21 protein-coding genes are annotated in these 21,857 nt (G+C 64.0%); 6 read left to right on the top strand and 15 right to left on the bottom strand.

Translation table 11 applies throughout. The features are described from left to right. Positions 1-113 precede the first annotated feature (113 nt). The 3 genes from ACIQ3Q_RS10830 to ACIQ3Q_RS10840 all read right to left on the bottom strand — a co-directional run bounded on the left by ACIQ3Q_RS10830 (position 114) and on the right by ACIQ3Q_RS10840 (position 3,698). Complete coding sequence (locus tag ACIQ3Q_RS10830) at positions 114-1,499, bottom strand: hypothetical protein (RefSeq protein ID WP_396269088.1); 1,386 nt, start codon at positions 1,497-1,499, stop codon at positions 114-116. Next, positions 1,492-2,418: a DUF4007 family protein gene (locus tag ACIQ3Q_RS10835; RefSeq protein WP_396269089.1), complete on the bottom strand. Its 927-nt coding sequence runs from the start codon at positions 2,416-2,418 to the stop codon at positions 1,492-1,494. Before ACIQ3Q_RS10835 ends, ACIQ3Q_RS10830 begins: the two co-directional genes overlap by 8 nt. A gap of 719 nt (positions 2,419-3,137) precedes the next feature. Further along, the gene (locus ACIQ3Q_RS10840) at positions 3,138-3,698 is read right to left on the bottom strand and encodes an RBBP9/YdeN family alpha/beta hydrolase (protein WP_396269090.1); all 561 of its coding nucleotides are present in this window, start codon (positions 3,696-3,698) and stop codon (positions 3,138-3,140) included. A gap of 62 nt (positions 3,699-3,760) precedes the next feature. On the opposite strand from ACIQ3Q_RS10840, the gene argC reads away from it, so the two are divergent. Beyond that, complete coding sequence (argC, locus tag ACIQ3Q_RS10845; protein WP_396269091.1) at positions 3,761-4,702, top strand: N-acetyl-gamma-glutamyl-phosphate reductase; 942 nt, start codon at positions 3,761-3,763, stop codon at positions 4,700-4,702. An 82-nt stretch (positions 4,703-4,784) separates the two neighbouring features. Here the strand turns inward: argC and ACIQ3Q_RS10850 are convergent, their stop codons facing one another. From ACIQ3Q_RS10850 to mnmG, 5 genes are all read right to left on the bottom strand, one after another. Then, on the bottom strand, positions 4,785-6,383 hold the full coding sequence (locus ACIQ3Q_RS10850) for a S41 family peptidase (RefSeq protein ID WP_396269092.1): 1,599 nt from the start codon (positions 6,381-6,383) through the stop codon (positions 4,785-4,787). A 188-nt stretch (positions 6,384-6,571) separates the two neighbouring features. Continuing rightward, positions 6,572-7,351 (bottom strand): ParA family protein, encoded by a 780-nt coding sequence (locus tag ACIQ3Q_RS10855; RefSeq protein WP_396269093.1) that lies wholly within the window; start codon positions 7,349-7,351, stop codon positions 6,572-6,574. Positions 7,352-7,490: 139 nt separating this feature from the next. Beyond that, positions 7,491-8,132 (bottom strand): LysE family translocator, encoded by a 642-nt coding sequence (locus tag ACIQ3Q_RS10860; RefSeq protein ID WP_396269094.1) that lies wholly within the window; start codon positions 8,130-8,132, stop codon positions 7,491-7,493. Between the two features lie 83 nt (positions 8,133-8,215). After that, positions 8,216-8,878, bottom strand: a complete 663-nt coding sequence (rsmG, locus tag ACIQ3Q_RS10865) for a 16S rRNA (guanine(527)-N(7))-methyltransferase RsmG (RefSeq protein WP_396269095.1) — start codon at positions 8,876-8,878, stop codon at positions 8,216-8,218. A gap of 147 nt (positions 8,879-9,025) precedes the next feature. After that, complete coding sequence (mnmG, locus tag ACIQ3Q_RS10870; RefSeq protein WP_396269096.1) at positions 9,026-11,014, bottom strand: tRNA uridine-5-carboxymethylaminomethyl(34) synthesis enzyme MnmG; 1,989 nt, start codon at positions 11,012-11,014, stop codon at positions 9,026-9,028. Positions 11,015-11,234: 220 nt separating this feature from the next. Here mnmG and ACIQ3Q_RS10875 point away from each other — a divergent pair, with 220 nt between their 5' ends. The 3 genes from ACIQ3Q_RS10875 to ACIQ3Q_RS10885 all read left to right on the top strand — a co-directional run bounded on the left by ACIQ3Q_RS10875 (position 11,235) and on the right by ACIQ3Q_RS10885 (position 12,456). After that, the gene (locus ACIQ3Q_RS10875) at positions 11,235-11,504 is read left to right on the top strand and encodes a YkgJ family cysteine cluster protein (RefSeq protein ID WP_396269097.1); all 270 of its coding nucleotides are present in this window, start codon (positions 11,235-11,237) and stop codon (positions 11,502-11,504) included. Beyond that, positions 11,501-12,175 carry a Crp/Fnr family transcriptional regulator gene (locus ACIQ3Q_RS10880; RefSeq protein WP_396269098.1) on the top strand — a complete coding sequence of 225 codons (675 nt, stop codon included), beginning with the start codon at positions 11,501-11,503 and terminating at the stop codon, positions 12,173-12,175. Before ACIQ3Q_RS10875 ends, ACIQ3Q_RS10880 begins: the two co-directional genes overlap by 4 nt. A gap of 86 nt (positions 12,176-12,261) precedes the next feature. Then, positions 12,262-12,456, top strand: coding sequence for a DUF2892 domain-containing protein (locus tag ACIQ3Q_RS10885; protein WP_210806139.1), 195 nt, complete (start codon positions 12,262-12,264; stop codon positions 12,454-12,456). A 3-nt stretch (positions 12,457-12,459) separates the two neighbouring features. Here ACIQ3Q_RS10885 and ACIQ3Q_RS10890 read toward each other — a convergent pair whose 3' ends face one another. The 4 genes from ACIQ3Q_RS10890 to ACIQ3Q_RS10905 all read right to left on the bottom strand — a co-directional run bounded on the left by ACIQ3Q_RS10890 (position 12,460) and on the right by ACIQ3Q_RS10905 (position 16,958). Continuing rightward, positions 12,460-14,622, bottom strand: a complete 2,163-nt coding sequence (locus ACIQ3Q_RS10890) for a peptidase domain-containing ABC transporter (RefSeq protein WP_396269099.1) — start codon at positions 14,620-14,622, stop codon at positions 12,460-12,462. A 7-nt stretch (positions 14,623-14,629) separates the two neighbouring features. After that, a complete protein-coding gene (locus ACIQ3Q_RS10895) occupies positions 14,630-15,889 on the bottom strand; it encodes an HlyD family secretion protein (RefSeq protein WP_396269100.1) in 1,260 nt (419 codons plus the stop codon). 45 nt (positions 15,890-15,934) lie between these two features. Next, on the bottom strand, positions 15,935-16,141 hold the full coding sequence (locus ACIQ3Q_RS10900; protein ID WP_396269101.1) for a hypothetical protein: 207 nt from the start codon (positions 16,139-16,141) through the stop codon (positions 15,935-15,937). Positions 16,142-16,241: 100 nt separating this feature from the next. Further along, entirely contained in the window at positions 16,242-16,958 is a 717-nt protein-coding gene (locus ACIQ3Q_RS10905) for a helix-turn-helix transcriptional regulator (protein WP_396269102.1), read from the bottom strand. A gap of 293 nt (positions 16,959-17,251) precedes the next feature. On the opposite strand from ACIQ3Q_RS10905, the gene ACIQ3Q_RS10910 reads away from it, so the two are divergent. Beyond that, a complete protein-coding gene (locus ACIQ3Q_RS10910) occupies positions 17,252-17,482 on the top strand; it encodes a hypothetical protein (RefSeq protein ID WP_396269103.1) in 231 nt (76 codons plus the stop codon). Positions 17,483-17,488: 6 nt separating this feature from the next. Here the strand turns inward: ACIQ3Q_RS10910 and ACIQ3Q_RS10915 are convergent, their stop codons facing one another. Genes ACIQ3Q_RS10915 through ACIQ3Q_RS10925 form a run of 3 tightly spaced genes read right to left on the bottom strand, consistent with a single transcriptional unit; the run spans position 17,489 to position 21,014 of the window. Next, positions 17,489-18,652, bottom strand: a complete 1,164-nt coding sequence (locus tag ACIQ3Q_RS10915) for an ABC transporter permease (protein WP_396269104.1) — start codon at positions 18,650-18,652, stop codon at positions 17,489-17,491. Next, a complete protein-coding gene (locus ACIQ3Q_RS10920) occupies positions 18,652-19,482 on the bottom strand; it encodes an ATP-binding cassette domain-containing protein (RefSeq protein WP_396269105.1) in 831 nt (276 codons plus the stop codon). Before ACIQ3Q_RS10920 ends, ACIQ3Q_RS10915 begins: the two co-directional genes overlap by 1 nt. Then, the gene (locus ACIQ3Q_RS10925) at positions 19,479-21,014 is read right to left on the bottom strand and encodes an alpha/beta hydrolase (protein WP_396269106.1); all 1,536 of its coding nucleotides are present in this window, start codon (positions 21,012-21,014) and stop codon (positions 19,479-19,481) included. Before ACIQ3Q_RS10925 ends, ACIQ3Q_RS10920 begins: the two co-directional genes overlap by 4 nt. 226 nt (positions 21,015-21,240) lie before the next feature. Here ACIQ3Q_RS10925 and gstA point away from each other — a divergent pair, with 226 nt between their 5' ends. Next, on the top strand, positions 21,241-21,849 hold the full coding sequence (gene gstA / locus ACIQ3Q_RS10930; RefSeq protein ID WP_396269107.1) for a glutathione transferase GstA: 609 nt from the start codon (positions 21,241-21,243) through the stop codon (positions 21,847-21,849). Positions 21,850-21,857 lie beyond the last annotated feature (8 nt).

Raw genomic sequence — 21,857 nt, forward strand, 5'->3', positions numbered from 1 at the left:
TGATGAACAGGCTCTCGGTGAAGGTGTCGGCGCCGCGCATAGGTCTCTCTCAGATCGGGATGCTCACATTGTCCTCGCTGCGCCTCGCTCGACCATCACAACCGGTCGGTATTTCAGCAGCCTGCTAAGTGCTTGCGCTCGACCAGAATCTTCCAGTCGGATAAGTCCTTCAGAAGGTGTCGAATGCCCTCTTCGGGGACGCCCTTGGTTGAAACCGTAAGAACGTGGTCATCGGCCACAAGGCCAGAGCCACTTCGGAAGAGCTCGATGAGGGCAATGGCTTTGGTCAGAGCAACATGACGGTCGGTGCCCTTGGCCTCAGCACGCTCAACGGCCTCGCAGGCCTGAGCCCAGCGATGCCCGTCAGGCGATGCGAGGATGGAAGGCTCCAGGTTTGCGCGTAGATAGTCCCAGTAGTCCTCCGGCCCGTACATCGAGTTCCACTCAGCGTGGTAACCGTTGAGGTGCTCGATGAAGCCGAGGGGCTCGCGCGATGCCAAAAAGCCAAACGTACTCCGTTCGTTCTGACCGAACTTGCGTCTGGAGATTGGCCCCAGCAACGACGCGGTGACAGGGTGCAACGGCCAGCAGGCGGCAAGCGACTCGCCGAGTGAGTCCGGTGTGCCGGCTCGGCGAGCTTTGATGGCGTCCGCAATGCGATGTGCGAACCTTCGAGCTTGCGTGAGGTCGGGACCGTCGTCAACTTTAATGGCCTTACCAACCAACTCGACCACCTCATCTGCACCGGCTATCAGCGGGATGTCGAGGTAGCGACCTTGTACCTTGGACCATTCGTCGCGAGCTTCTCGACCAAGTCGAGAGGCGTATGCGTCGAACGCTTGATGCAGGATACCAACGACAACCAGCTTCTTCGAGCAGCGACTTGCAGCCTCAGCCAGTTCTTGGAAGAACCCGATGTCACTCCCCTCCAAAGCGGTGGCTTCCAACAGCTTCCCTAGCTCATCTATGACCACAAGCACGCCGTTAGGGTGGCGCTCCGCTTCTTCAACCAGCTCGGCAACAATGTCGACGTTCTTGCGGCGCCCAGTGCCAAAGCCACGGGCTTCAGCCAACGCAGCGCCCAACTCAATGCGGACGTCTGCTCGCTTGCCGACTACCGGCACAACCAGCCATCCGTCGCCCTTCGTGCTGAAAGCGCGGTTGACCAGGCTACCTTCCGTCAGACCAAGCACCTGTTTGGCCTTGGCTCGCACCTTGGGCTGACTGCTTACCAACGAGCAGAGCGTCAAGGCCAGGGAGCTCTTCCCCCCGCCGTACGGGCCCGTCCAAGTGAACGCTCTTTGGTTGGTCTCGACAATTTGCCGAGCCATGTTTTCAAGAAGTGACCTCGCGGTACCTTGGCAAATGTAGCCAGACAACGCGTCTTCACGCCCAAGATCGGTGTCCAGACGAACTGAGCGAAGGAACTGTCGAGAAATGTTGACGACATCCGACAGCTTTCGCTGCTCTGCGCCCGCGGCGCGAACAGCCTTAGACATAGGCGGTCTCCAACATCTTGTACTTGTAGTCTCGTAGGCTGCTCAGGGCCGGGCCTTTACGCGTGACCTGTCGAATGCCGGCTTGCTCAACCCATTGAAGGTTGCCCTTAGACAAAGCTTCTAGCGCGATGAGTCGGTCAGCTACGGCGTTCTCATCGAGCTTGAAGACGCGCCCCGGTGAGCCGAAGTCATGCGCCACCCTGTCGAAGTCCATCACGGAACCGGCGTGCGGCATCCGGCTCCAGTAGTCCAGCAGGGCGTAGGCAAATACTCCATCGGGAAGCGACTTCTTCGCACCCCTTCGGAACTCAAAGGTTCCCTTGGCGTTCTGCTGAATCAGACCGAGCTCGCCAAGCAGCGGTTCGCTCATTTCTTCCGGGGAGTCGCCTCCAAGCCGTGGCACGTAGCTCCGGATGCAACACTCGACATCGCGCTTCAAGGTCGCCATGGAGATGCGCAACTTGTATTCGTCCTTGAACACGGTCAAGGCCTTGACGAGATGTTCGCGGTCGAACACCTGCTGAACCACATGGTTGTACAGGTACCACCACGTGGTTGTCTTCTCCGGGGTGCTCGCCAACATCCAGTGAACTAGCCACGTAGTGGCCGGGCTCTCGCAATAGTGGTCTAAACCACGCTCGGGGTCGAACAGGAAGTGGCCTAGCTCGCTTGCAGCGTAGCCATCTTCTTCATCGACAATTCCGCAGGCGGTCGCCCAGAACCGAATCGCCATAGCCATATTCTTCCCGACGCCAAAGCGCACGATTGCGTCTTCGCCAGAGAACACGGAGCGTTGTGCAGGCTCGCCGGCCTCGGCCACAGCGTCATAGGCTTTGCGCAGCCAGAGCTGACGCAGTGGGAAGGTCTCGTGACCCGAGAACTGCGGTTGGTGGTTGTCTTTAAGTAGGAGCTCGGTCATACGGCTCCTAGTTTAACTGGACGACACCACCAGTCACGACAGGATGGTTGGGCAGAACCCGTAATTCAGGCTCGGCCGGATAACTGACCGGCAACGCCTCAAATCAAGCCACTACAGCTATGCCTGAGCTGTACGGCGGTATGGGGCTCACAGTTAGCTCCACACGGCAAAGTTTGCTGGACAGATAATCAAATGTAATTTATCCAGAAATTTTCAAGTTGGAATTTTGGGTGTGAATTTATACCGTCTAGATGGATGCAGCTGAGAAGAGAACGTTGTCGCGCGAAACGAGGCACGGGCGCCAAGGTCATGTGAGCCGATTAGCAAACACCTCCAGCATGCCCCGGTTCGCTATGCATGATTTAAGTTCGCTGGTGCCAGATCAATAGCAGCTCCACGCTCTCCCTTTGTTCACGACCGCATAGCGCTCTCTCGCGCAACATTATTGACTGTTTTGCGCGTAATACTTGGTAAAAGGCAGAACAACTGCGTCAAGATGTACATTAATGGCCCGGGTCATTGGCGAAAATCATTCCAAACTACCAGCGTGTGGGCACTGTGCAATCCATGACGACGCCCAGCAAACATTCACCGCAGCCCAACAATTCACAGCTCCATCTCTGTACAAGGCAATCGTTAACCATTCGTAGTTGCAATGGCACTCAGGCCGCTCGGGCCCGGAGACTCTCCCCAGGGTGCGGTTGGTGGAACGGTTAAGGTCATTCGTCATCGTCGGGCGTGCTCAGCAAGGAGTTCAACACCGCCCGACCTTCGGGCCAATCGCCCAGGCCTGAGTCGCCGTTGAGGTGGCCCAAGGGGCCTAGCTCCAAGGCGGCGGCACCCCAGGCGGTGGCCATGGCGTGGCCGCGCTCGGGGGCGCAAAACGGGTCGTCGCTGCTGATCAGGGCCACTGCCGCAAACGGCAAGGGCTGGCGAATGATGGGGCGCCAGGTGGCGATCTGCGGCGGGGTGTCGTCGCGCTCAACATCGGGCGGAGCCACCAACAAGGCGGCCTGCACCCGCGCCGTGTGGCGGGAGTGCGCCGCCCAGGCCGCCACCAACTGGCAGCCCAAGCTGTGGGCCACCAGCACCACCGGGCCGGGCTGGGCCAGCAGAGCTTCATCGAGCTGCATCATCCAGTCGCCGCGCTTGGGCCATATCCAATCATCTTGCAGCACGCGCTGGTCGCCATACAGCACCTCCCAGCGGCTTTGCCAATGGGTGGGGCCGGAGTTCTGCCAGCCAGGTAAGAGCAGGACGCGAGGGGCGGTGTTTGTCATGATCAGGTGGGTGGCATGCCGTATGCTGCGAGGATGTTGGAATTGTTGCTGAAGGAAGCGTCATGACGGTGAAGGTGTATGTGGATGGTCAAGAAGGCACGACGGGCCTGCGCATCCATGAGGTGTTGGCCGAGCGCGGCGATGTGGAGGTGCTGCGCATTGCGCCCGAGTTGCGCAAAGACCCGGCCGAGCGCGCGCGCCTGCTGAACGCCGCCGACGTGGCCTTTTTGTGCCTGCCCGACGCCGCCTCGCGGGAAGCTGCGGCCATGATCACCAACCCCAACACCTGCCTGATCGACGCCAGCACCGCCCACCGCACGGTGCCGGGCTGGGTCTACGGCCTGCCCGAGCTGTGCGCGGGCCAGCGCGCGGCGATCCGTGCCGCCAAGCGCATTGCCAACCCCGGCTGCCATGCGACGGCCTTCATCGTGCTGATGCGGCCACTGGTCGACGCCGGGCTGATCGCGCCCGACACGCCCGTCTCGGCCACCTCGCTGACGGGTTATTCGGGCGGCGGCAAGAAGATGATCGAGCAGTACGAAGCTGGTGGCGACCCGGTGCTGCAAGCGCCCCGCCCTTATGGCCTGACCCTGGGCCACAAGCACCTGCCCGAGATGATGGTGCAGACCGGCCTGGCGCAACCCCCGGTGTTCATGCCCGTGGTCGGTCCGTTCTATAAGGGTTTAGGCGTCAGTGTGCCCTTACATCTTTCTCAATTTGCGACGGGCACCACGCCCGAGAAGATCCAGGCCGCTTACGAGCGCCACTATGCGGGCGAGCGTTTTGTTCGGGTCATGCCGCTGTCGGACGCAGCCACGCTGGAAGGCGGCTTCTTTGATGTGCAGGCCTGCAACGACACCAACCGCATCGACCTGTTTGTGTTTGCCAGCGCCACCCAAGTGCTGCTGATGGCCCGCGAAGACAACCTCGGCAAGGGCGCCAGCGGCGCGGCCGTGCAGTGCATGAATGTGCACCTGGGGCTGGACGAAGGGCTGGGGCTCTGAGAGCACCGGGGCGCAGCGCCCAGCAAAAAAGGGGTCCCAGCGGGACCCCTTCGTCATGTGGCCAGCGTGCAGCGTGGGTGCTTCAGCGCGGCAGCAAAATGCGGTTTTCACGCTCGGGGCCACGCAGCACGCCGCCCTTGGGTGCGGCATTGCCGGCTGCTTTGGGTGCTGCACGGCCCAGGGCCGGGTTGCAGACACCCTTGTCTACGCGGTAGAGCGCAGCGGCCAGTTGGCCCTCGGCCGGGTCGCCCAAGGCGCGGCTGAAATCATCATTGGCGGGGCAGGTAGGGGCAAAGCCGTCGGCATAGTCGCCAAAGCCTTTGGCGTTGGTGCCCTTGAACTCGATGGGGAAGTAAGAGATGCCGCAGTTGTCTTTGGCTCTGAAGCCATAGGGCTTGCCGCAGGTGGTGTCACCGATCAGCACCACTTCCACATTCACGCCACGCAGACCGTTGATGATGGCCTCGCTGGCCGAGCAGGTACCGGGGCTGGTCAGCACAAACACCCGGCCCAGGTTGAGGGTGGGCAAGGGTTCTTGCCTCGGGCACTGGAAGTTGGCATCCAGATAGCAAGACGTGTTGAAGAAGGGGGTCTTCGCGCTATCGGCATTGGTATCTGCCGTGCGCTTGCTGTTGTACTGGAACTGCTCAAACACTTGGCCAGACGTGCGGCTGGCCCCCGCCACCATATAGGCCAAGCTGCTTGCAATGTAGACATAGCCGCCACCGTTGTAGCGCAAGTCCAGCACCAGGTCTTGGACGGCCGAGTCGCGCAGGGTGTTGACGGCCGTGATGAGCTGCCCCTCGGCGCTGGCAATGTGGGCGTTGAAGAGGATGTAGCCCACGCGGCGCCCATCGCCCGTGGTCAGGACCTTGGTGTTGGGCACCGGGGTGCTGACAACGGTGGCGCTGGTCAGCTTAACGTTGCGCGTGCCGCCCGTCACGGGTGCAAAGACAAAGCTGTGTGGGCTGCCACTCGCACTCGGGAATAGCGCGGCATTGAGCGCTACTACGCCGGCCTCGCTGTTGACGTCGGCGCTCACACCATCCGTGGACACCAAAGCGTCCCCTCGTCGAACCCCGGCCAAATCGGCGGGTGAGTTGGGCTCCACAAAGGCGACCTTCAAGCCACGCGGTGGCGTGGGCGAGGAGAAATACCACTCGATACCATAGCCCGCCGACGAGCCACTCTGAGAGCGGTCATTCCAAGCTTTGGTAGGGTAGGTGAAGCTGAACTCGTCCTTGCGCTTCCCAGAGGCGGTGAAGAGCGGCGTCTTGAGCGCACGAAAGTACGCGTCCAGGGACTCCTCCACTTTCGATGTGTCGCTGTAGGCGGGGGCGTCGGCGTTGACAGCGGGGATCTCTTCCCACCACAGATAGGCCTGCTCCATATAGGACTTTGCCCAGGCCTTTTCGCCCGCCAGCGTGCCCACCGTGGTGGCGCTGGTCGCGTCTGCACGGTAGGGGTTGGTGGGAGCACAGCTCTGCGCCACGGCCGACGGAGGTGGGCTGGGGACAGGGGCGACTGGGGCCACCGGGCTGGGGCTAGGGCTGGTTCCCAGCACTTGATCGCCCGCGTTGCTGCCCCCTCCGCCGCAGGCGGCCAGCACCAAGGTGGCTGCAAACATCAAGCCCAAATGGGCTTTGCGTAGTTCTAGGCGTGCGGACGGTGTGTCGGCCATGTTCAGGGCTCCCAAATGATGCCACCCTGACGTGTCTGCTTTAGCCCGCACATCACTTGAGGGGCGCCAGAAGCCTAGGGCGAGCCGGTACTTTGTTGAGCGCCTATTCTCGCCTGCGCTCCGCATCACTGGGCTGGGACAGTCCCTGGCCCCCCCAAAAAGTGCGCTGAATCTTGAGCCAAGCTTGATCAAGCCGCCCGCTGCCCCTCGCGCTGAACCATTTCTTTGGCGAACTCCACAAAGGCTTGCGCGCCTTTGGAGGCGGGGTCAAACACCACGCCGGGCAAGCCGTAGCTGGGCGCCTCCGCCAGGCGCACATTGCGTGGGATCACGGTGTTGAACACCTTGTCGCCGAAGTGGGCCTTGAGCTGGTCGCTGACCTGGGTTTGCAGGGTGATGCGGGGGTCGAACATCACACGCAGCAGGCCGATGAGCTGCAGGTCGCGGTTGAGGTTGGCATGCACCTGCTTGATGGTGTTGACCAGGTCCGTCAGGCCTTCGAGCGCAAAGTACTCGCACTGCATGGGCACGATCACGCCATGCGCGCTGCACAGGCCATTGAGCGTGAGCATGCTGAGCGAAGGCGGGCAGTCGATGAGCACGAAGTCGTATTCGGCCTCGGCCACTTTGAGGGCACGGCGCAGACGCTCGTTGCGATGCTCCAGGCCCACCAATTCGACCTCGGCGCCCGCAAGCTCACGGTTGGCGCCCAGCACGTCGTAGCCACCCTTCTCGGCCCGCACCCGGGCTTCGGCCACTGTGGAGGTTTCGAGCAGCACGTCGTAGACCGTGGCTTCCAGGGTGCGCTTGTCCACGCCCGAGCCCATAGTGGCATTGCCCTGCGGGTCCAGGTCGACCAGCAAGACGCGCTGGCCGACTTGCGCCAGACCGGCGGCCAGGTTCACACAGGAGGTCGTCTTACCGACGCCGCCTTTTTGGTTGGCTATGCAAAAGATCCGGGAGGCCATGGCTGAAGAGTCCGTTGAACCTAGTAGCGGCGGTTGGACACGGTCGGGCGTGCCCTGATGGAGTGCGCTCACCAGACCGGGTGGCGAGCACGCAAGGCATTGTCGCCGCTGCGCAGGCCCGCGCGAGTGCGGGTCAACGTCAATCGCGCAGCAAGCGCACGCCAAAACCCACCAAGAACAGGCCGGCCAGGCGCTCCAGCCAGCGGGCGACGGTGCGATGCGGCCTCACCTTCTCGGCCACCGCCTGCGCAAAGGCGCAGAGCAGCAAGCAGTAGGCCGCGGTGATGGCGGCGATGGTGACGGCCATCACCGCAAAGGTGGGCAGGCCCAGGTGGTGAGCCGGGTCAATGAACAAGGGGAAGAAGGCCATGTAGAACACGATGGCCTTGGGGTTGAGCACGGTGATCAACAAGGCTTGGCGGAAGTAATGGCGCGGCTCGATGTGGATGGGGCTGGCCGAGCCCTCCCCTCGGGCGAACATCAGCTTCAGGCCGATCCAGGCCAGATAGGCCGCCCCTGCCCAGCGCACCGCCTCAAACACCGCCGGATATGCCGCCAGCAGCGCCGCCACCCCAGCCACCGCCAACCACAGCAAGACCTGATCGCCGACGATGATGCCCAAGGTCGCCGCCGCACCCGCCTTGAAGCCGCCCTTGGCCGTGGAGGTCAGCAGGGCAAAGGTGCCGGGGCCGGGCAAGGCCAAGAACAGCAAGACGGCGCTGCAGAAGGTGCCGTAGTCCGCAATGCCCATGAAGGGGCCGAAGAAGCCTGTGGGGAACATAGACATCCTGTGGATAAGCGTGTGGGCAACTGCTGTATAGCGCGTGGATGGGCTGGGGATGTACTGTGGGCAAACCCGCTGCGTCAGCGCGGCCGCATCCAGACCAAGCAGCGCTCGGCGTCCAGCTGTGGCACGTTGAGGTGTTCCACGTGAAACACCTCCGCCGCCACGGCTGACTTTTCATCGTCGGTGAGCCGTGCCTTCATCGCGCACCAAACCCCAGCCGGCGCCAGCAGGTGGGTGGTCAGAGAGACAAAGTCTTGCAGCGAAGCAAAAGCGCGCGAGGTGATCATGTCGTAGCCCGGGCCTTCCAGGGTCTCGACGCGGGCGTGCAGGGCTTGCAGGTTCTTCAGGCCCAACTCTGCCGCCACTTGGCGAATGAAACTGGCCTTCTTACCCACCGTGTCGACACAGGCGACCTGCCACTGGGGGTGCAAGATGGCCAGCACCACGCCTGGCAGGCCGCCACCGCTACCCACATCCAGAATGCGCGGCGCTGGCAGCGCGGCCAGCGCGCGAGCCATGGGCGTCACCACCGCCAGGCAGTCCAGCAGATGCTGCACCAGCATCTCTTCAGGGCGGCGCACCGCCGTCAGGTTGTAGACCTTGTTCCAGCGGCCCAGCAGGTCGAGGTAGGCCAGCAACTGGGCTTGCGTGGCCTCAGGCACGCTGAGCCCCAAGGCCGCCAAGCCCTGGCTGAGGCCCGCGTGCTGAGGGTGAAGAGGCAATGTGGAGGATTCAGTCATGGCGTGGTGTTCCCGCCCTCACAGCGTGGGCGCGAAGGGATCGGGGAGTGGCACTGGCAGGCGCCCCCGCCCGACCGTGCGGCATGGGCTGCACAGGCAGATCAGGGCGCCTATGCCGGAGGCTGACGAGGGTGTTGTGGGGCTCATTCATGCCGCTGCGGGGTCTGCCGCAGCAGCAACAGCAGCAGGGCTGGCTGCCGCGTCAGCAAAGCCAGGGAAGCGCTTTTTCTTCAGGTGGACCAAGAGCAGCGAGACCGCGGCGGGGGTCACCCCCGAGATGCGCGCGGCCTGCCCCAGGGTCTCGGGGCGCTGGCGGCTGAGCTTCTGGCGCACCTCATGGCTGAGGGCCGTGACCTGGGCATAGTCCAGGTCGGCGGGCAGCTTCAGGTGCTCAAAGGCCAAAGCGCGGCCCACCTCTTCCACCTGCTTGTCGATATAGCCGGCGTATTTGGTGGCAATCTCGACCTGCTCGATCACCGCCTGGGCCAGGTCCGCACCCAGCGCAGTCACCAGTGTTTCACGTGAAACACCGGCCTCGGGGCGGGCGATGGCGGCAATCTCGGCCACGGTGTCGAAGCTGATGCCGGGGCGGCGCAGCAGGTCCGCTAGGGTGTATTCATGCTCAATGGCCTTGCCCAGAGTGCGCTCGGCCTGCTCGGCCGGCAGAACAGCCGGGTGCACCCAGGTCGACTTCAAGCGCTCTGTTTCACGTGAAACAGCGTCCCGCTTGCGGTTGAAGGCCTCCCAGCGGGCATCGTCCACCAAGCCCAGCTCGCGACCCAGCTCGGTCAGGCGGGCATCGGCGTTGTCCTCGCGGAGCTGCAAGCGGAACTCCGCCCGGCTGGTGAACATGCGGTAGGGCTCGGTCACGCCCTTGGTGATCAGGTCGTCCACCAGCACGCCCAGGTAGGCTTGGTCTCGGCGCAGGCTCAAAGCGGGCTTGCCTTGGGTTTGCAGCGCAGCGTTGACGCCCGCAAACAAGCCTTGGGCCGCCGCTTCTTCGTAGCCGGTGGTGCCGTTGATCTGCCCAGCAAAGAACAGGCCTTGGATGGCCCGGGTCTCAAAGCTGGCCTTCAGCTCGCGGGGGTCGAAGTAGTCGTACTCAATGGCATAGCCGGGCCGCAAGATGTGGGCGTTGGCCAGGCCCGGCATGCTGCGCACCGCCGCCAACTGGATGTCAAAAGGCAGCGAGGTGGAGATGCCGTTGGGGTAGAACTCGTGGGTCGTCAGGCCCTCTGGCTCCAAGAAGATCTGGTGCGAGTCTTTGTCGGCAAAGCGGTTGATCTTGTCTTCGATGCTGGGGCAATAGCGCGGCCCCACGCCTTCGATCACGCCGGTGAACATGGGGCTGCGGTCAAAGCCGCTGCGGATGATCTCGTGCGTGCGCTCGTTGGTGTGGGTGATCCAGCAAGGCAATTGGCGCGGGTGCATGGCCGCGTGGCCCATGAAGCTGAACACCGGCACCGGGTCCAGGTCGCCCGGCTGCTCGATGAGCTGGCTGTAGTCCATGGAGCGGCCGTCAATACGCGGCGGCGTGCCGGTCTTGAGCCGCCCCTGCGGCAGCTTCAGCTCCTTGAGCCGGGCCGACAGCGTGACCGCCGGCGGGTCTCCGGCCCGGCCCCCGGCGTGATTTTGCAGGCCCACATGGATGCGGCCATCCAAGAAGGTGCCCGCTGTCAGCACCACCGCCCGGGCCTTGAACTGAATGCCGACCTGGGTGACGGCGCCCACCACGCGGTCGCCCTCGACCATCAGGTCGTCCACGGCCTGTTGGAAGAGCCACAGATTGGGCTGGTTTTCGAGCATACGGCGGATGGCCGCCTTGTACATCACCCGATCCGCCTGGGCGCGGGTGGCGCGCACCGCCGGGCCTTTGCTGCCGTTGAGGATGCGAAATTGAATGCCCGCCTCGTCAGTGGCCAGGGCCATGGCACCGCCCAAGGCGTCCACCTCTTTGACCAAATGGCCCTTGCCTATGCCCCCGATGGACGGGTTGCAGCTCATCTGCCCCAGGGTCTCGATGTTGTGGCTCAGCAGCAGCGTGGCGCAGCCCATGCGCGCCGCCGCCAAAGCGGCCTCGGTGCCGGCATGGCCGCCGCCCACAACAATCACATCAAACTCTTTGGGGTACAGCACGGGTGTGCTCCAGACAATGCCCGGCGCACGAGGCGGCACACAGCCCCCAAGGCACCAAGCTGGACAGGGAAACGGGGCGGGCAAAGTGCCCGACCGGAGGGTTCGGTCAACTCGGTCGCAGGCGCACTGGCCCGGCGAACCCCTGATTTTACGAAGCCTGCCATCTCCCTGGGGCGGCAATATGCGACCGAGCGGCTGTTCCACGTGAAACAATTCAAGAATGCAATGCCGCCCCCGCTGCGCCGCCTGCTGCACGGCACCGTCCATCAGCAGCCCCATCCCCGGCATGCCCCACGGCAAGCCGGCGGGTGTGCGCTGCGTGCAGCTCAACGCCCAAGATCAGTGCCAGATTTTTGGGCAGCCGGAGCGCCCCGCCGTGTGCGCCTCTTTGCAGCCCAGTGTGGCCATGTGTGGTGACAGCCGCGAAGCCGCTATGCTCTGGCTGACCGACTTGGAACACGCCACACAACCCCGCCGCCCGCACCCATGACCGCCACCCCCGACCTGCTGGCCCGCTTGCTGCCGCTCTACCCTGCGTTGTCGCAACTGCCCGCCGCCGTGCTGCAGGAGGTTTTGGCCCAGCATGTGATGCCCATCCAAGCCCCCGCAGGCACGGTGCTGTTTGACGAAGGCTCGCCCTGCCAAGGCTTTCCGATGGTGCTGTCGGGCGACATCAAGGTGGCGCGCGGCTCACCCCAAGGGCGTTCGCTGGAGTTGTATCGGGTCACGCCAGGCGAGGTCTGCGTCGCCTCCACGTCTTGCCTCTTTGGTCACCAGTCCTTCTCGGTGCACGGCATCACGGCCTCGGCCACCGAGTTGCTGCTGATCGACAAAGTCGGCTTTGAGCGCTGGGTGTCTGAGCCCGCTTTTCGGGCCTTCGTGTTCGGGGTGTTTGGTGACCGCCTGGCCGACCTGATGGCCCTGGCCGAGGCCGTGGCCTTTCAGCGACTGGACCAACGCTTGGCCTCCTGCTTGCTGGGGCGCGGCAGCTCCATCACCACCACCCACCAGGCCTTGGCGGATGAACTGGGCACGGTGCGCGAGATGGTGACCCGCCTGCTCAAGCGCTTTGAGCAAGCCGGCTGGCTGCAGCTGGGGCGCGAGCGCATCACCGTCTTGGATGCCAAGGCCTTGCGTGACTTGGCCCAGGGCGCTATGTGACTGGGGTCACAGACGGTCGGCTGATCTCGGCGCACAGTACGTCCATCGCCTGCTGCGTTGGCAGGCTTCACACCGAGGAGTACTCCATGAAGCTGAATGTTGGCGGCATCGACCGCATCGCCCGTATCGCCGTTGGCGTCATCCTGATCGCTTTGACCCTGATGGGCACCATTGGTGTCTGGGGCTGGGTCGGCGTGGTGCCACTCTTGACCGGCCTGACCCGCTTCTGCCCGCTCTACCCCATGCTGGGCTTCAACACCTGCCCCATGAAGCAAGAGTAATCGCTAACTTTCCTGCTTGGCATTGACTGGCCGAACTGGCCGGTCCTCCCGCACCACGCCCCCCACCAGCACGATCACTCGGTCGGCGCTGGCAATGGTCTCAGGCCGGTGCGCCACGATGATGCGGGTCAGCTTGAGTGCGGCCACCGCCGCGTTCACGGCCCGCTCGCGCTCCACGTCCAGCGCGCTGGTGGCTTCGTCCAACAGCAGCACGCTGGGCCGCCGGTACAGCGCCCGCGCCAGCAGCACCCGCTGCTTTTGCCCCGCCGACAAGACCGTGCCCATATCGCCCACCAAGGTGGCGTAGCCCATGGGCATGGCCAGGATCTCGTCGTGCACCGAGGCCCGTTGGGCGCATTCCTGCACCCACGCCGGGTCGGCATCCGGCGCAAAAAAGCTGATGTTGTCGGCCACCGAGCCGGCAAACAAAGGCTCCTCTTGCAGCACCGCCCCGACCCGCTGCCGCCAAGCCTTGGCGCCAAGCTGAGCCAGGGGCTGGCCGTCCACCACCAACTCGCCTTGGGTGGGCGCATGAATACCCAACAAGAGTTTGAGCAAGGTGGTCTTGCCGCCACCCGACGGCCCGGCAATGGCCACCGACTCCCCAGGCTGCACCTCAAAGCTCACCCCACGCAACACCTCGGGCTCCAGGTCGGAATAGCGAAAGTGCACGTCGCTCAGCTTCAACGCGCCCGCCATCTCCCCTTCTGCGGGCTTGGCCCCCCAAGCCACCGGCTCGTCGGCCTCTGGCGCCGTCAACACAATGTCGGACAGCCGCTCCGCCTGCAGCCGCACCAGGCGCAGCTCATTGACCTTGTCGATCAAGGCCGAGGTGCGCTGTGCGAACACATCTTGGTAGGCCATGAAAGCGAACAACATGCCCACCGACAGGCGCTGGTCCATCACCAACAAAGCGCCCAGCCAGATCACGCCCACCCGCTCCAGCCCAAACAGCACCCGATGCGCCACCGCCAAGGCCAGCTCCAGCTTGCGCACCGTGAGCCCGGCGTTCATGGCCTCGACCACCAAGTTCATGAAGCCCGACTGCCGCAAGGCCTCGGCATTGAAGAGCTTGATGGCACTCATGCCGCGTAAGGATTCCAAAAAGTGGCTAGACCGTTTGGCCTCGTGGATCAAGGCCTCTTGGGCAGCCTCGCGCAGAGGCCGCCACAACAGCGCGCGCAGCAAGGCATACAGCAGCACCGCCCCTACCGCCAAGCTGGCCAGCAGCGGGCTGTAGACCAGCATCAGCACCAGGGTCAGCAGCACCATCACGCCGTCGATCAGGCCTTCGGCAAAGGCGCCGGTCAGCTTGTCTTGGATCTGCTGAACTGCGCCAAAACGCGACCAGACATCGCCGGTGTGGCGGCGCTCAAACCAGGCCATGGGCAAACGCAGCAAATGAGCGAACACTTGGCCCATCCACTGCAATTGCAGCGTGGCAGACAAGTGCAACACCGCCCAGGAACGCCCAGCCGCTGTCAGGCCCTGGATCAGCACCAAGAGCCCAAAACCCACCGCCAACGTGGGCAGCAACTGGCGCTCGCCACTGACCAGGACCCCATCGACCACCCACTGCATGAAAAACGGCGACAGCATCACAAACAGCTCGAGCGCCAGGGCCAGCATGAGCACCTGCGTCAGGGCACGCCGCAAGCCCGTCACAGGCCCCAGCAAAGCCCGCAGGCGCACGGGCTGGCGCTCATCCCTGCTGCGAAAGCTGGGGGTAGGGGTGAACTCCAGCACCACACCCGTGAAATGCGGCGACAACTCCGCCGGGCTCAAGCGCCGAATACCGCGCGCAGGGTCATGCACCGTCAGCTCATCGCCCTTGACGCTGACCAGCACCACAAAGTGGTTCAGGTCCCAATGCAAGATACAGGGCAATTTGAGCTGAGGCAGATGCGACAACTCCGCCCGCAAGGCCCGCGGCGCCAGGCCCAGGCTCTGGCCCATCTGAGCCAGGTCGGCCGCCGTGCAGCCCTTCATCGAGAGTCGAAAGCGCGCCCGCATGGCGGGCAGGTCCACGCGCAAGCCATGCGCGCTGGCCATCATGGCCAAACAGGCCAAGCCGCACTCGGCCGCCTCGGTTTGCAACACCATCGGCACCGCAGGGCGGCGCCAACCGAGATTCAAGCGGGAGGGGTCGGCGGCAGACAAGGTCATGGCGTCCTCATCGCTTAGCCCAGGCCAAGATCGGCTCAAACAGCCATTCGTACAAGCGACGCTGCTCCAGCACCACGTCAGCCTCTAACTGCATGCCTGCACGCAGCGGGCGCTCTGCACCCGCGCCCGCCAGAGGCGTCTGGCTCAAGGCCACGGTGATGCGATAGAGCGGCTCGGCCGCCGCGCCGCGCCCCAGCCCTGCCACCTGGGCCAGCTCGGTGGTCTGCGCCGGCGCCTGTGCCACCGCCGACACCTGGCCCGGCAGCCAGCCAAACTTTTGGTGAGGATAGGCTTGTACGCGCAACTTCACGGCTTGGCCCACGCGCACAAAGCCCAAAGCGCTAGAGGGTGCATAGAGATGGGCCACCAAGGGCTCGCCTTCGGGCGTTAGGGTCAGCACGGCTGCTTCGGGAGACACCGCTTGGCCCCGGCTCGCATGCACGGCTGAGAGCGTGCCGGCCACCGGCGCTTGGACGGCGACACGGCGCGGCGCTTGGCTGCCGCTTTCTCGGGTGGCCAGTTCGGCCAGCTCGCCTTGCTCGCGCTCCAACTCACCCAAGCGTTGGGCGGTGAGCAGCGGCAACTGGCGGGTTTGGGCTTCCAGCGCAGCGATCTCCGCATCCAGCGCCTCGCGCTGGCGGGCGATCGCCGCGCCCTCCGCCCTACTGCTCAGTAGCTCCCCTGTTTTTTCTTGAACCTGTGCTGCTGAAACAAACTGCTCCGCAACCAGTGCCTCGAGCCGCGCCACCGCCCGCTCTGCCAAAGCCTGCCGCTGCTGCTGCAGAGCTGACTGAGTGGCCAACACGGCAGCTTCGCGGCGGGCAGCCGCCAAGCGCTGCGCCAACCCTTTGGACTGTTCGAGCAGCAGCATCTGCGACTGCTTGCTCGCTTCGTCCAAGCTACGGCGCCGAGCCTCAAAACTCTGCCGCAGCCCCAACGACGTCGCCTCGCCCCATTGGGGAGAAGCGACCTCCAGCGTGAACAGCGCTGCCCCTTGGGCCACACGCTGTCCTTCCTCGACCTCTACCGCCAGCAATCGCCCGGCCACTGGTGGCACCACCCGAACCCAGCCCTTCTGCGGCACCACCAGCCCACCTAAACGCGTGGTACGTGGCAGCTCCCCTAGAAAAAGAAAGGTGCTGACGGCGACAAGCGTCGCCAGCACCCCGAAGGTCAGCCAAGCCAAGCCCAGAGGCTGCATCACATGGATGGAGCCTAGCCAGGCCTGACGCTGGCTGTGGAGGGATTCGGGACGGAAAAAACTCATAGCGGCGCGCTCCGGCTGCAAGCAGCCCGCGCCGACGCAAACCCATTACCAGCCGCGATACGGCAGCGAATCGTTGCCGCCGCTGCTCCAGCCGCGATAGGGCAGCTCGGTGCTCCCACCGTTAGCCGCCGACAGGCCTCCGGCCGCGAATCGCAGGGCCGCCATGTCCAGTTCGACCAGTTCTGCGCCAGTCGACACGACGGTAGCGGTCGTGAAGGAGGGTTGTGCATGAATGTGGGTGACTTGATACATAGGGGCCTCGGATCTTCAGGAGCGCAGCAAATCCTGCGTGTCGCCATTGGAGCGCCAATCGCGAAGCCCTCACACTGTCAACTCTGACAGGTGTCTGGTTTTACCGGATCAAGCCCAAACGCATGGCCTTGAGCACCGCTTGGTGCTTGCTGACGGCACCGAGCTTCTGCATGGCATTCTGCAAATGCAGCACAGCCGTACGCTCGCTGATGGACAGAATGGCCCCCGTCTCCCAGGCGGTCTTGCCTTCCATGGTCCAACTGAGGCATTCCAACTCGCGCCGAGTCAAGGAGGGCTTTTGAACTTGCGCCTCCACCGGCAAAAACAGCCGAGAGGCGGCCTCCTGCGCGTGCACCGCAAACAACTGCAACGACGCCACCATGCGGGTCAAGTTGCCTGGGCTCTTGGGCAAGCGACGATCGCGGTCAACACCCATCACAAAGTGACGCCCTTCCGGCATGTGCAGGGCCAAGGCAATGCCGGTGCGATAGCCATAGGCCGCCTGCTCCTCCCAGTGGTCACCCAAGCCTTGATCCACGTAGGTGGACTGATCCCAGATGATGGGCACGGTGCCACGCTTGCAATGCTGCATCACGGGGTCGCGGCGAAAAGACTCGCTCAAGCCAGCGCTGGCCTCTTGCCAAGCCAGAGGCATGTTATCAACGTTAAAGAATTCAGAACGTGTCAGGGAATGATCGATCACGGTCATGGCCGACACATATTGAAACCCCAGATCATTGGCAAACCGAATGATCTCGTCCTTGAACTCCACCTGGCTCTTCACCGCCATGATGGCCTGGAAGCTTGGGCTCAACATGACCAAGGCCCCAAGCCCAGTCCCTCATCGAGAGACTCAGCTCGGGCTTTATCCCTGACAGGGTTTACAGCTAGCAAGCACACGACGTCTTCTCCAAACTTCAGGCCATGCAGAGATCCGCAAGCACCTCTATGCCCGCTAGTACCGCATTGACCATGCCACCTCCCTGGTCGCTCTATTCTTGGCCGACCGTATTTTGTCAGGCAAATACTAAACGCCGATTACGATTTGTTCACCTAGGGTCGTGCGTTACTTTTGCCGCAGATGGTCAACATCCCACAAGTGGGCAGACCTTGTGGGCTCAACAAGGTGATACCCCGGGCGCCGGACTGGCCTGGGATTGGGTGCAGATCGGTTCGGGCGTGTTGGCCATGGCCAACCCCATGTGCGTGGTGACCAATCTGCGTTTGGTGGGTGAGCGCGGCGAGGTGCTCTCCGTCAACGAAGCCGCGCTCTACTACAACCGCATGGTCTGCGCCCTGCCCTGGCAGGACGAAGTCTGGCGCCTGCTGAAAGCCGCTTGAGGCCGCTTACTTCACGGCTGCCCGTGAGAGCTGCCGAGCCACATACCCCAGGGCCAATGCGGCAATCACCACGCTCATCGCTGCGGGAATGAGGTAGTCCATCACCCCCATCGCTTCGCCGCGCAGCACCCGCCCCATCAGCGTGAACTGGGCCAGTACCGGCACGGTCAAGTGCCAGGGCTGCTCACCCTCCTGGTTGAACATGGCCAACATGGGCAAGAAGGACACCAGCGTCAGCATCACGGCCGCATTGGCCTGCGCCTCTTTGAAGCTCTTGCAGCGGATGGCCAGCGCCATCAACATCGCGGCCAGCGCCCCCACCAGCGGGGTCAGCACCGCCAAGAAACCGGCCAACTCCACCCAGCCATAGCGGAACATGGCCGCCAGGGTCTCGCTGCGCAGCAGCCACTGGCCCGGCAAAAAGCTTAAGCAACCTAACGCGCCGATGAGCCAACCAATGGCAGCCACCGCACCCCACTTGCCGGCCACCAAGGTGAAGCGCCCGGTCGGGTTCATCAGCAAGGGCTCCAAAGAGCCGCGTTCGCGCTCTCCGGCGGTGGTGTCCAGCGCAGCCGCTAGGCAGCCGTAGAGCACCGCCATCAAGATGAAGAAGGGCAACATGCCCGTCAGTTGAGCTGCTCGGGCCGAGGCATTGGAGAGATCGCGCTCTTGCACCGCCATGGCTTGCAAACTGCCCGGGGCCATACCCCGCGTCGAGATGCGCAGCATGCTCTGCTCTTGGTTGAAGCCCTGCAAAACGCGCGTTAGGCGGCCCACACTGGCTTGGGCGCGCTGATTCGCACTGGCGGTAACCAGCTCCACCACCGGCACCTCACCGGCCGCCAACTCGGCTTCAAAGGTCTCGCCGACCACCAGCACCGGGTCACCCAACTTGTTGTCTTTGAGCTGTTTTTCAAAGTCGGCTGGCGCTTCGGTCAGCGTGAAGGTTTGGCGCTCCAGATAGTTGCGCAAGGTGGGCGCATGCTGCAGCCCCATCACCACCATCTCGCGGGCATCGGCCCGCTTCTCGATATTGCCAATCATGGTGGACAGCAACACCAGCACCAGCGGGCCCATGGCCACCGAACTGATGAGCACAGTGAACAGGGTGCGGCGGTCGCGCAGTGCGTCCACCAACTCTTTGACCAAGACAATCCAAAAGCGTGACATCACTGAACCCCCCCAAGGTCGGGGCGGCCCGGCGTTGTCCGCACAGCCTCCCGCGCCAATTGCAAGCCGGCCGCGCGCCGCTCTTCAGCGGTGAAGGCCAGGCCAATGAAAGCTTCTTCAAAATCGTGCTCACCGGCGCGCTGCAGCAGGTCGGGCACCGTGCCTTCGGCCACGGTGCGGCCATGCGAGATCACCACCACCTGGTCGCACAAGCGCTCTACCTCCTGCATGATGTGCGAGGAGAACACGATGCACTTGCCCTCCTCATCGCGCAGCCGCCGCAGGGCCTCGCGCAAGGCGCGGGTGGCCAGCACATCCAAGCCGTTGGTGGGTTCGTCCAAGATGATGTTGGCCGGGTCATGCACCAACGCGCGCGCCAGCGCGGTCTTCATGCGCTCACCCTGGCTGAAGCCCTCGGTACGTCTGTCCAGCAGGGGCTTCATTTCCAGCAACGTAGCCAAATGCTCGGCCCGGGCTGCTGCGGCCGCAGCGCTCAAACCATGCAAGCGCCCGAAGTAGACAATGTTCTCGCGCGCCGTCAAGCGGGGGTAGAGCCCACGGGCGTCTGACAGCGCCCCCAAGCGGGCCAAGGCGCGCTGCGGCTCGGCCGCCACATGAATGCCATCCACGCGCACCTCGCCTTCATCCGGGGCGATGAGCCCGGCCACCATGCGCAGCGAGGTGGTCTTGCCGGCACCGTTGGGGCCCAACAGCCCGGTGATCTGGCCATTGGCTGCGCGCCAACTCACGCCGTTGACGGCCTGCACGGTTTGGGCCTTTTTGCCGCTGCCTTGCACAAAGCGCTTGCTCAAGCTGCTGACTTCAATCATCGCTGGACTCCTGGGGTGCTGCTAGCAGTCACGGGGGGCACGCGGGGCTGCACCGGCGCAAAGGCCGGCGGGCGAGGCAGCTTCTCGGCACAGGTGGCGCCTTTGGGGCCTGAGGCCACGTCCTCTAGCGCCGTGCTGGCGGACTCGGTGTCCACAAAGCGGAACACCGCGTCGCGCACACACCCCAAGCTCAAGGTACCGTGCCCCGCTTGCGGGATCACCACATGGCGGGCCTGGGCCCCCAGAGCCTTGCTGACGCGCTCGCCATGGCGCGGCGGCGTGGCTGGGTCAGCCCCGCCCGACAGCAGCAAGGTCGGCACGTTCACAGGCGGCAAGGTGTAGAAGGCCGCAGGCGGCGTGCCCACGGTGAGGCCAGCGCAGGCCTCTTTGTACTGGCGCAGCGCGCCGTCCCCAAAGTCTGCGGACAGCTGCTCAGTCACCGAGCCCAAGCGCGGCATGTCCTCGGCACAGACCACGGCGAAGTGCATGCCCATGGCCAAGCCCATGCCGCGCGGCCCGGTCATGGCCGACACCAAGCCCACCAAGGGCGTGAAGCGACCGGCCTTGGCCTCGGTGATGGCATAGGGCAAGCCAGAGGCCAAGACGGGTGTGTAGTGCGGCACCCGCGCCCATTGCGCGATCTGGTCGCGGGTCAGTGTCATCAGCTCTTCGCGCCCGGTGATCGGGTGCAGCACGCGTGCTTCTTTGGGCAACTCGGCGAGCAAGCCCTTCCAATCCGCCCGCAAGCGCGGGTAGAGCGCTGCGCAACGGGTATCGGCTTCGCAATCGGCCAGCATCTTGTCCATCGCGGCCTGGGCATCGGCGGCAAAGGTGGCCGGCAAGACCATGTCAGGCGGTGCCACTCCGTCCAGCACAGCGCGCCGCACCTGCTGGGGAAACTGGCGCAGATACTCCAGCACGGCACGGGTGCCATAGGAGCTGCCAACGATGTTGACCTTGTCATAGCCCAAGGCAGCCCGCACGGCATCGGCATCCGCCATCGCAATGCTCGTGGTGTAGTGGCGCAGGTCGCCATGCGGCAGGGCGGTCAAGGTCTTCACACACGCCTGCCACAGCTCCTTTTGGCGGTCCATTTGCAGGCTCTTGGCCAAAGGCTCGCCGGGCGACTCCTCGGCGCACTTCAGCGGAGCGCTGCGGCCCGTGCCACGCTGGTCGATCAAGACCACATCACGCCGATTGCCAAAGCGCGAGAGCATGTGGCTGATGGGCTGGGCCAGCTCAATCGCACTCTGCCCTGGCCCACCCGCAAAAAACAACACCGGGTCCGGCTTCTTGACCCGAGCCACGGCGGGCAGCACGGCCACGTGGATGTCAATCTGCGTGCCCTGGGGCTGGGCCGGGTCCAGCGGGCGCTTGAGCACGCCACAGCGGGCATCATGTTCCACCCCACGCAAGCGGCACGGCTTGAGGGTCAGGGTGGGCGGCTGGGCGGCTTGAGCGGCGGCGGCACCCAAGGTGGCCACCAGCGCCAGTCCGCGCAGAAGATGAGGAAGGGAAGAAGGCTGTGTCATGGCCGCGATTCTGACCGCCCGCTGGCCTTCTTGCCGCCGCTCGCGAGTGAATGGCCCCTGGGGTGGGATGAACTGCGGCCCACACCGCCTGAGCTGAACAGCATGCCCGCGCCTGCGACAAACCACTTCAGCGCCTTTGCACGCCGTCAACGAAAACCCTGCGCTCTGCTAGGGACTTGCGGTGGCAGCATCATGCTTTCTTTCTACACCACCTCACGATCCCTCTATGAAGCTCTACTACAGCACCGGCGCTTGCTCACTCTCCCCTCACATTGCCCTGCTTGAGGCAGGTTTGCCCTTCGACTTGATCTTGGCTTCCACCAAAACCAAGAAGCTGGCCGACGGCACCGACTACCTGACCATCAATGCCCGTGGCCAAGTGCCACTGCTGGAGTTGGACAACGGCGAGCGCCTGACCGAAGGCCCTGCCATCGTGCAATACATTGCAGACCAAGCCCCCGCGTCCGGCCTGGCCCCGGCCGCCGGCACCCTCGCCCGCTACCGCTTGATGGAGATGCTCAACTTCATCACCAGCGAGTTGCACAAAGGCTTCTCGCCCTTGTTCAACCCCGCCATGCCCGACGAAGCCAAGGCCATTGCCCGCGACAAGCTGGCTGGCAACTTTGCGTGGCTGGACAGCCAGCTTGAAGGCAAGACCTGGCTGCTGGGCGAGACCTTCACCGTGGCCGACGGCTACCTTTTCACCGTCAGCAACTGGGCTCGTCTGGTCGGCGTGGACTTGGCCCCCTATGCCCGCCTGAACGCCCTGCGCGAGCGCATCGCCGCCCGTCCGGCCGTGCAAGCCGCCATGAAGGCCGAAGGCCTGATCAAGTAAGCGCTTGG

It is taken from the genome of Ideonella sp., assembly GCF_044358605.1.
In the GTDB taxonomy this organism is placed as follows: Bacteria; Pseudomonadota; Gammaproteobacteria; order Burkholderiales; family Burkholderiaceae_C; genus Ideonella.

Excerpts from the sequence above, each read along its gene's own strand:
- ACIQ3Q_RS10830 (WP_396269088.1), bottom strand. The coding sequence starts at position 1,499 with ATGTCTAAGGCTGTTCGCGCCGCGGGCGCAGAGCAGCGAAAGCTGTCG.
- ACIQ3Q_RS10835 (WP_396269089.1), bottom strand. The coding sequence starts at position 2,418 with ATGACCGAGCTCCTACTTAAAGACAACCACCAACCGCAGTTCTCGGGT.
- ACIQ3Q_RS10840 (WP_396269090.1), bottom strand. The coding sequence starts at position 3,698 with ATGACAAACACCGCCCCTCGCGTCCTGCTCTTACCTGGCTGGCAGAAC.
- argC (WP_396269091.1), top strand. The coding sequence starts at position 3,761 with ATGACGGTGAAGGTGTATGTGGATGGTCAAGAAGGCACGACGGGCCTG.
- ACIQ3Q_RS10850 (WP_396269092.1), bottom strand. The coding sequence starts at position 6,383 with ATGGCCGACACACCGTCCGCACGCCTAGAACTACGCAAAGCCCATTTG.
- ACIQ3Q_RS10855 (WP_396269093.1), bottom strand. The coding sequence starts at position 7,351 with ATGGCCTCCCGGATCTTTTGCATAGCCAACCAAAAAGGCGGCGTCGGT.
- ACIQ3Q_RS10860 (WP_396269094.1), bottom strand. The coding sequence starts at position 8,132 with ATGTTCCCCACAGGCTTCTTCGGCCCCTTCATGGGCATTGCGGACTAC.
- rsmG (WP_396269095.1), bottom strand. The coding sequence starts at position 8,878 with ATGACTGAATCCTCCACATTGCCTCTTCACCCTCAGCACGCGGGCCTC.
- ACIQ3Q_RS10875 (WP_396269097.1), top strand. The coding sequence starts at position 11,235 with ATGCAATGCCGCCCCCGCTGCGCCGCCTGCTGCACGGCACCGTCCATC.
- ACIQ3Q_RS10880 (WP_396269098.1), top strand. The coding sequence starts at position 11,501 with ATGACCGCCACCCCCGACCTGCTGGCCCGCTTGCTGCCGCTCTACCCT.
- ACIQ3Q_RS10885 (WP_210806139.1), top strand. The coding sequence starts at position 12,262 with ATGAAGCTGAATGTTGGCGGCATCGACCGCATCGCCCGTATCGCCGTT.
- ACIQ3Q_RS10890 (WP_396269099.1), bottom strand. The coding sequence starts at position 14,622 with ATGACCTTGTCTGCCGCCGACCCCTCCCGCTTGAATCTCGGTTGGCGC.
- ACIQ3Q_RS10895 (WP_396269100.1), bottom strand. The coding sequence starts at position 15,889 with ATGAGTTTTTTCCGTCCCGAATCCCTCCACAGCCAGCGTCAGGCCTGG.
- ACIQ3Q_RS10900 (WP_396269101.1), bottom strand. The coding sequence starts at position 16,141 with ATGTATCAAGTCACCCACATTCATGCACAACCCTCCTTCACGACCGCT.
- ACIQ3Q_RS10905 (WP_396269102.1), bottom strand. The coding sequence starts at position 16,958 with ATGTTGAGCCCAAGCTTCCAGGCCATCATGGCGGTGAAGAGCCAGGTG.
- ACIQ3Q_RS10915 (WP_396269104.1), bottom strand. The coding sequence starts at position 18,652 with ATGTCACGCTTTTGGATTGTCTTGGTCAAAGAGTTGGTGGACGCACTG.
- ACIQ3Q_RS10920 (WP_396269105.1), bottom strand. The coding sequence starts at position 19,482 with ATGATTGAAGTCAGCAGCTTGAGCAAGCGCTTTGTGCAAGGCAGCGGC.
- ACIQ3Q_RS10925 (WP_396269106.1), bottom strand. The coding sequence starts at position 21,014 with ATGACACAGCCTTCTTCCCTTCCTCATCTTCTGCGCGGACTGGCGCTG.
- gstA (WP_396269107.1), top strand. The coding sequence starts at position 21,241 with ATGAAGCTCTACTACAGCACCGGCGCTTGCTCACTCTCCCCTCACATT.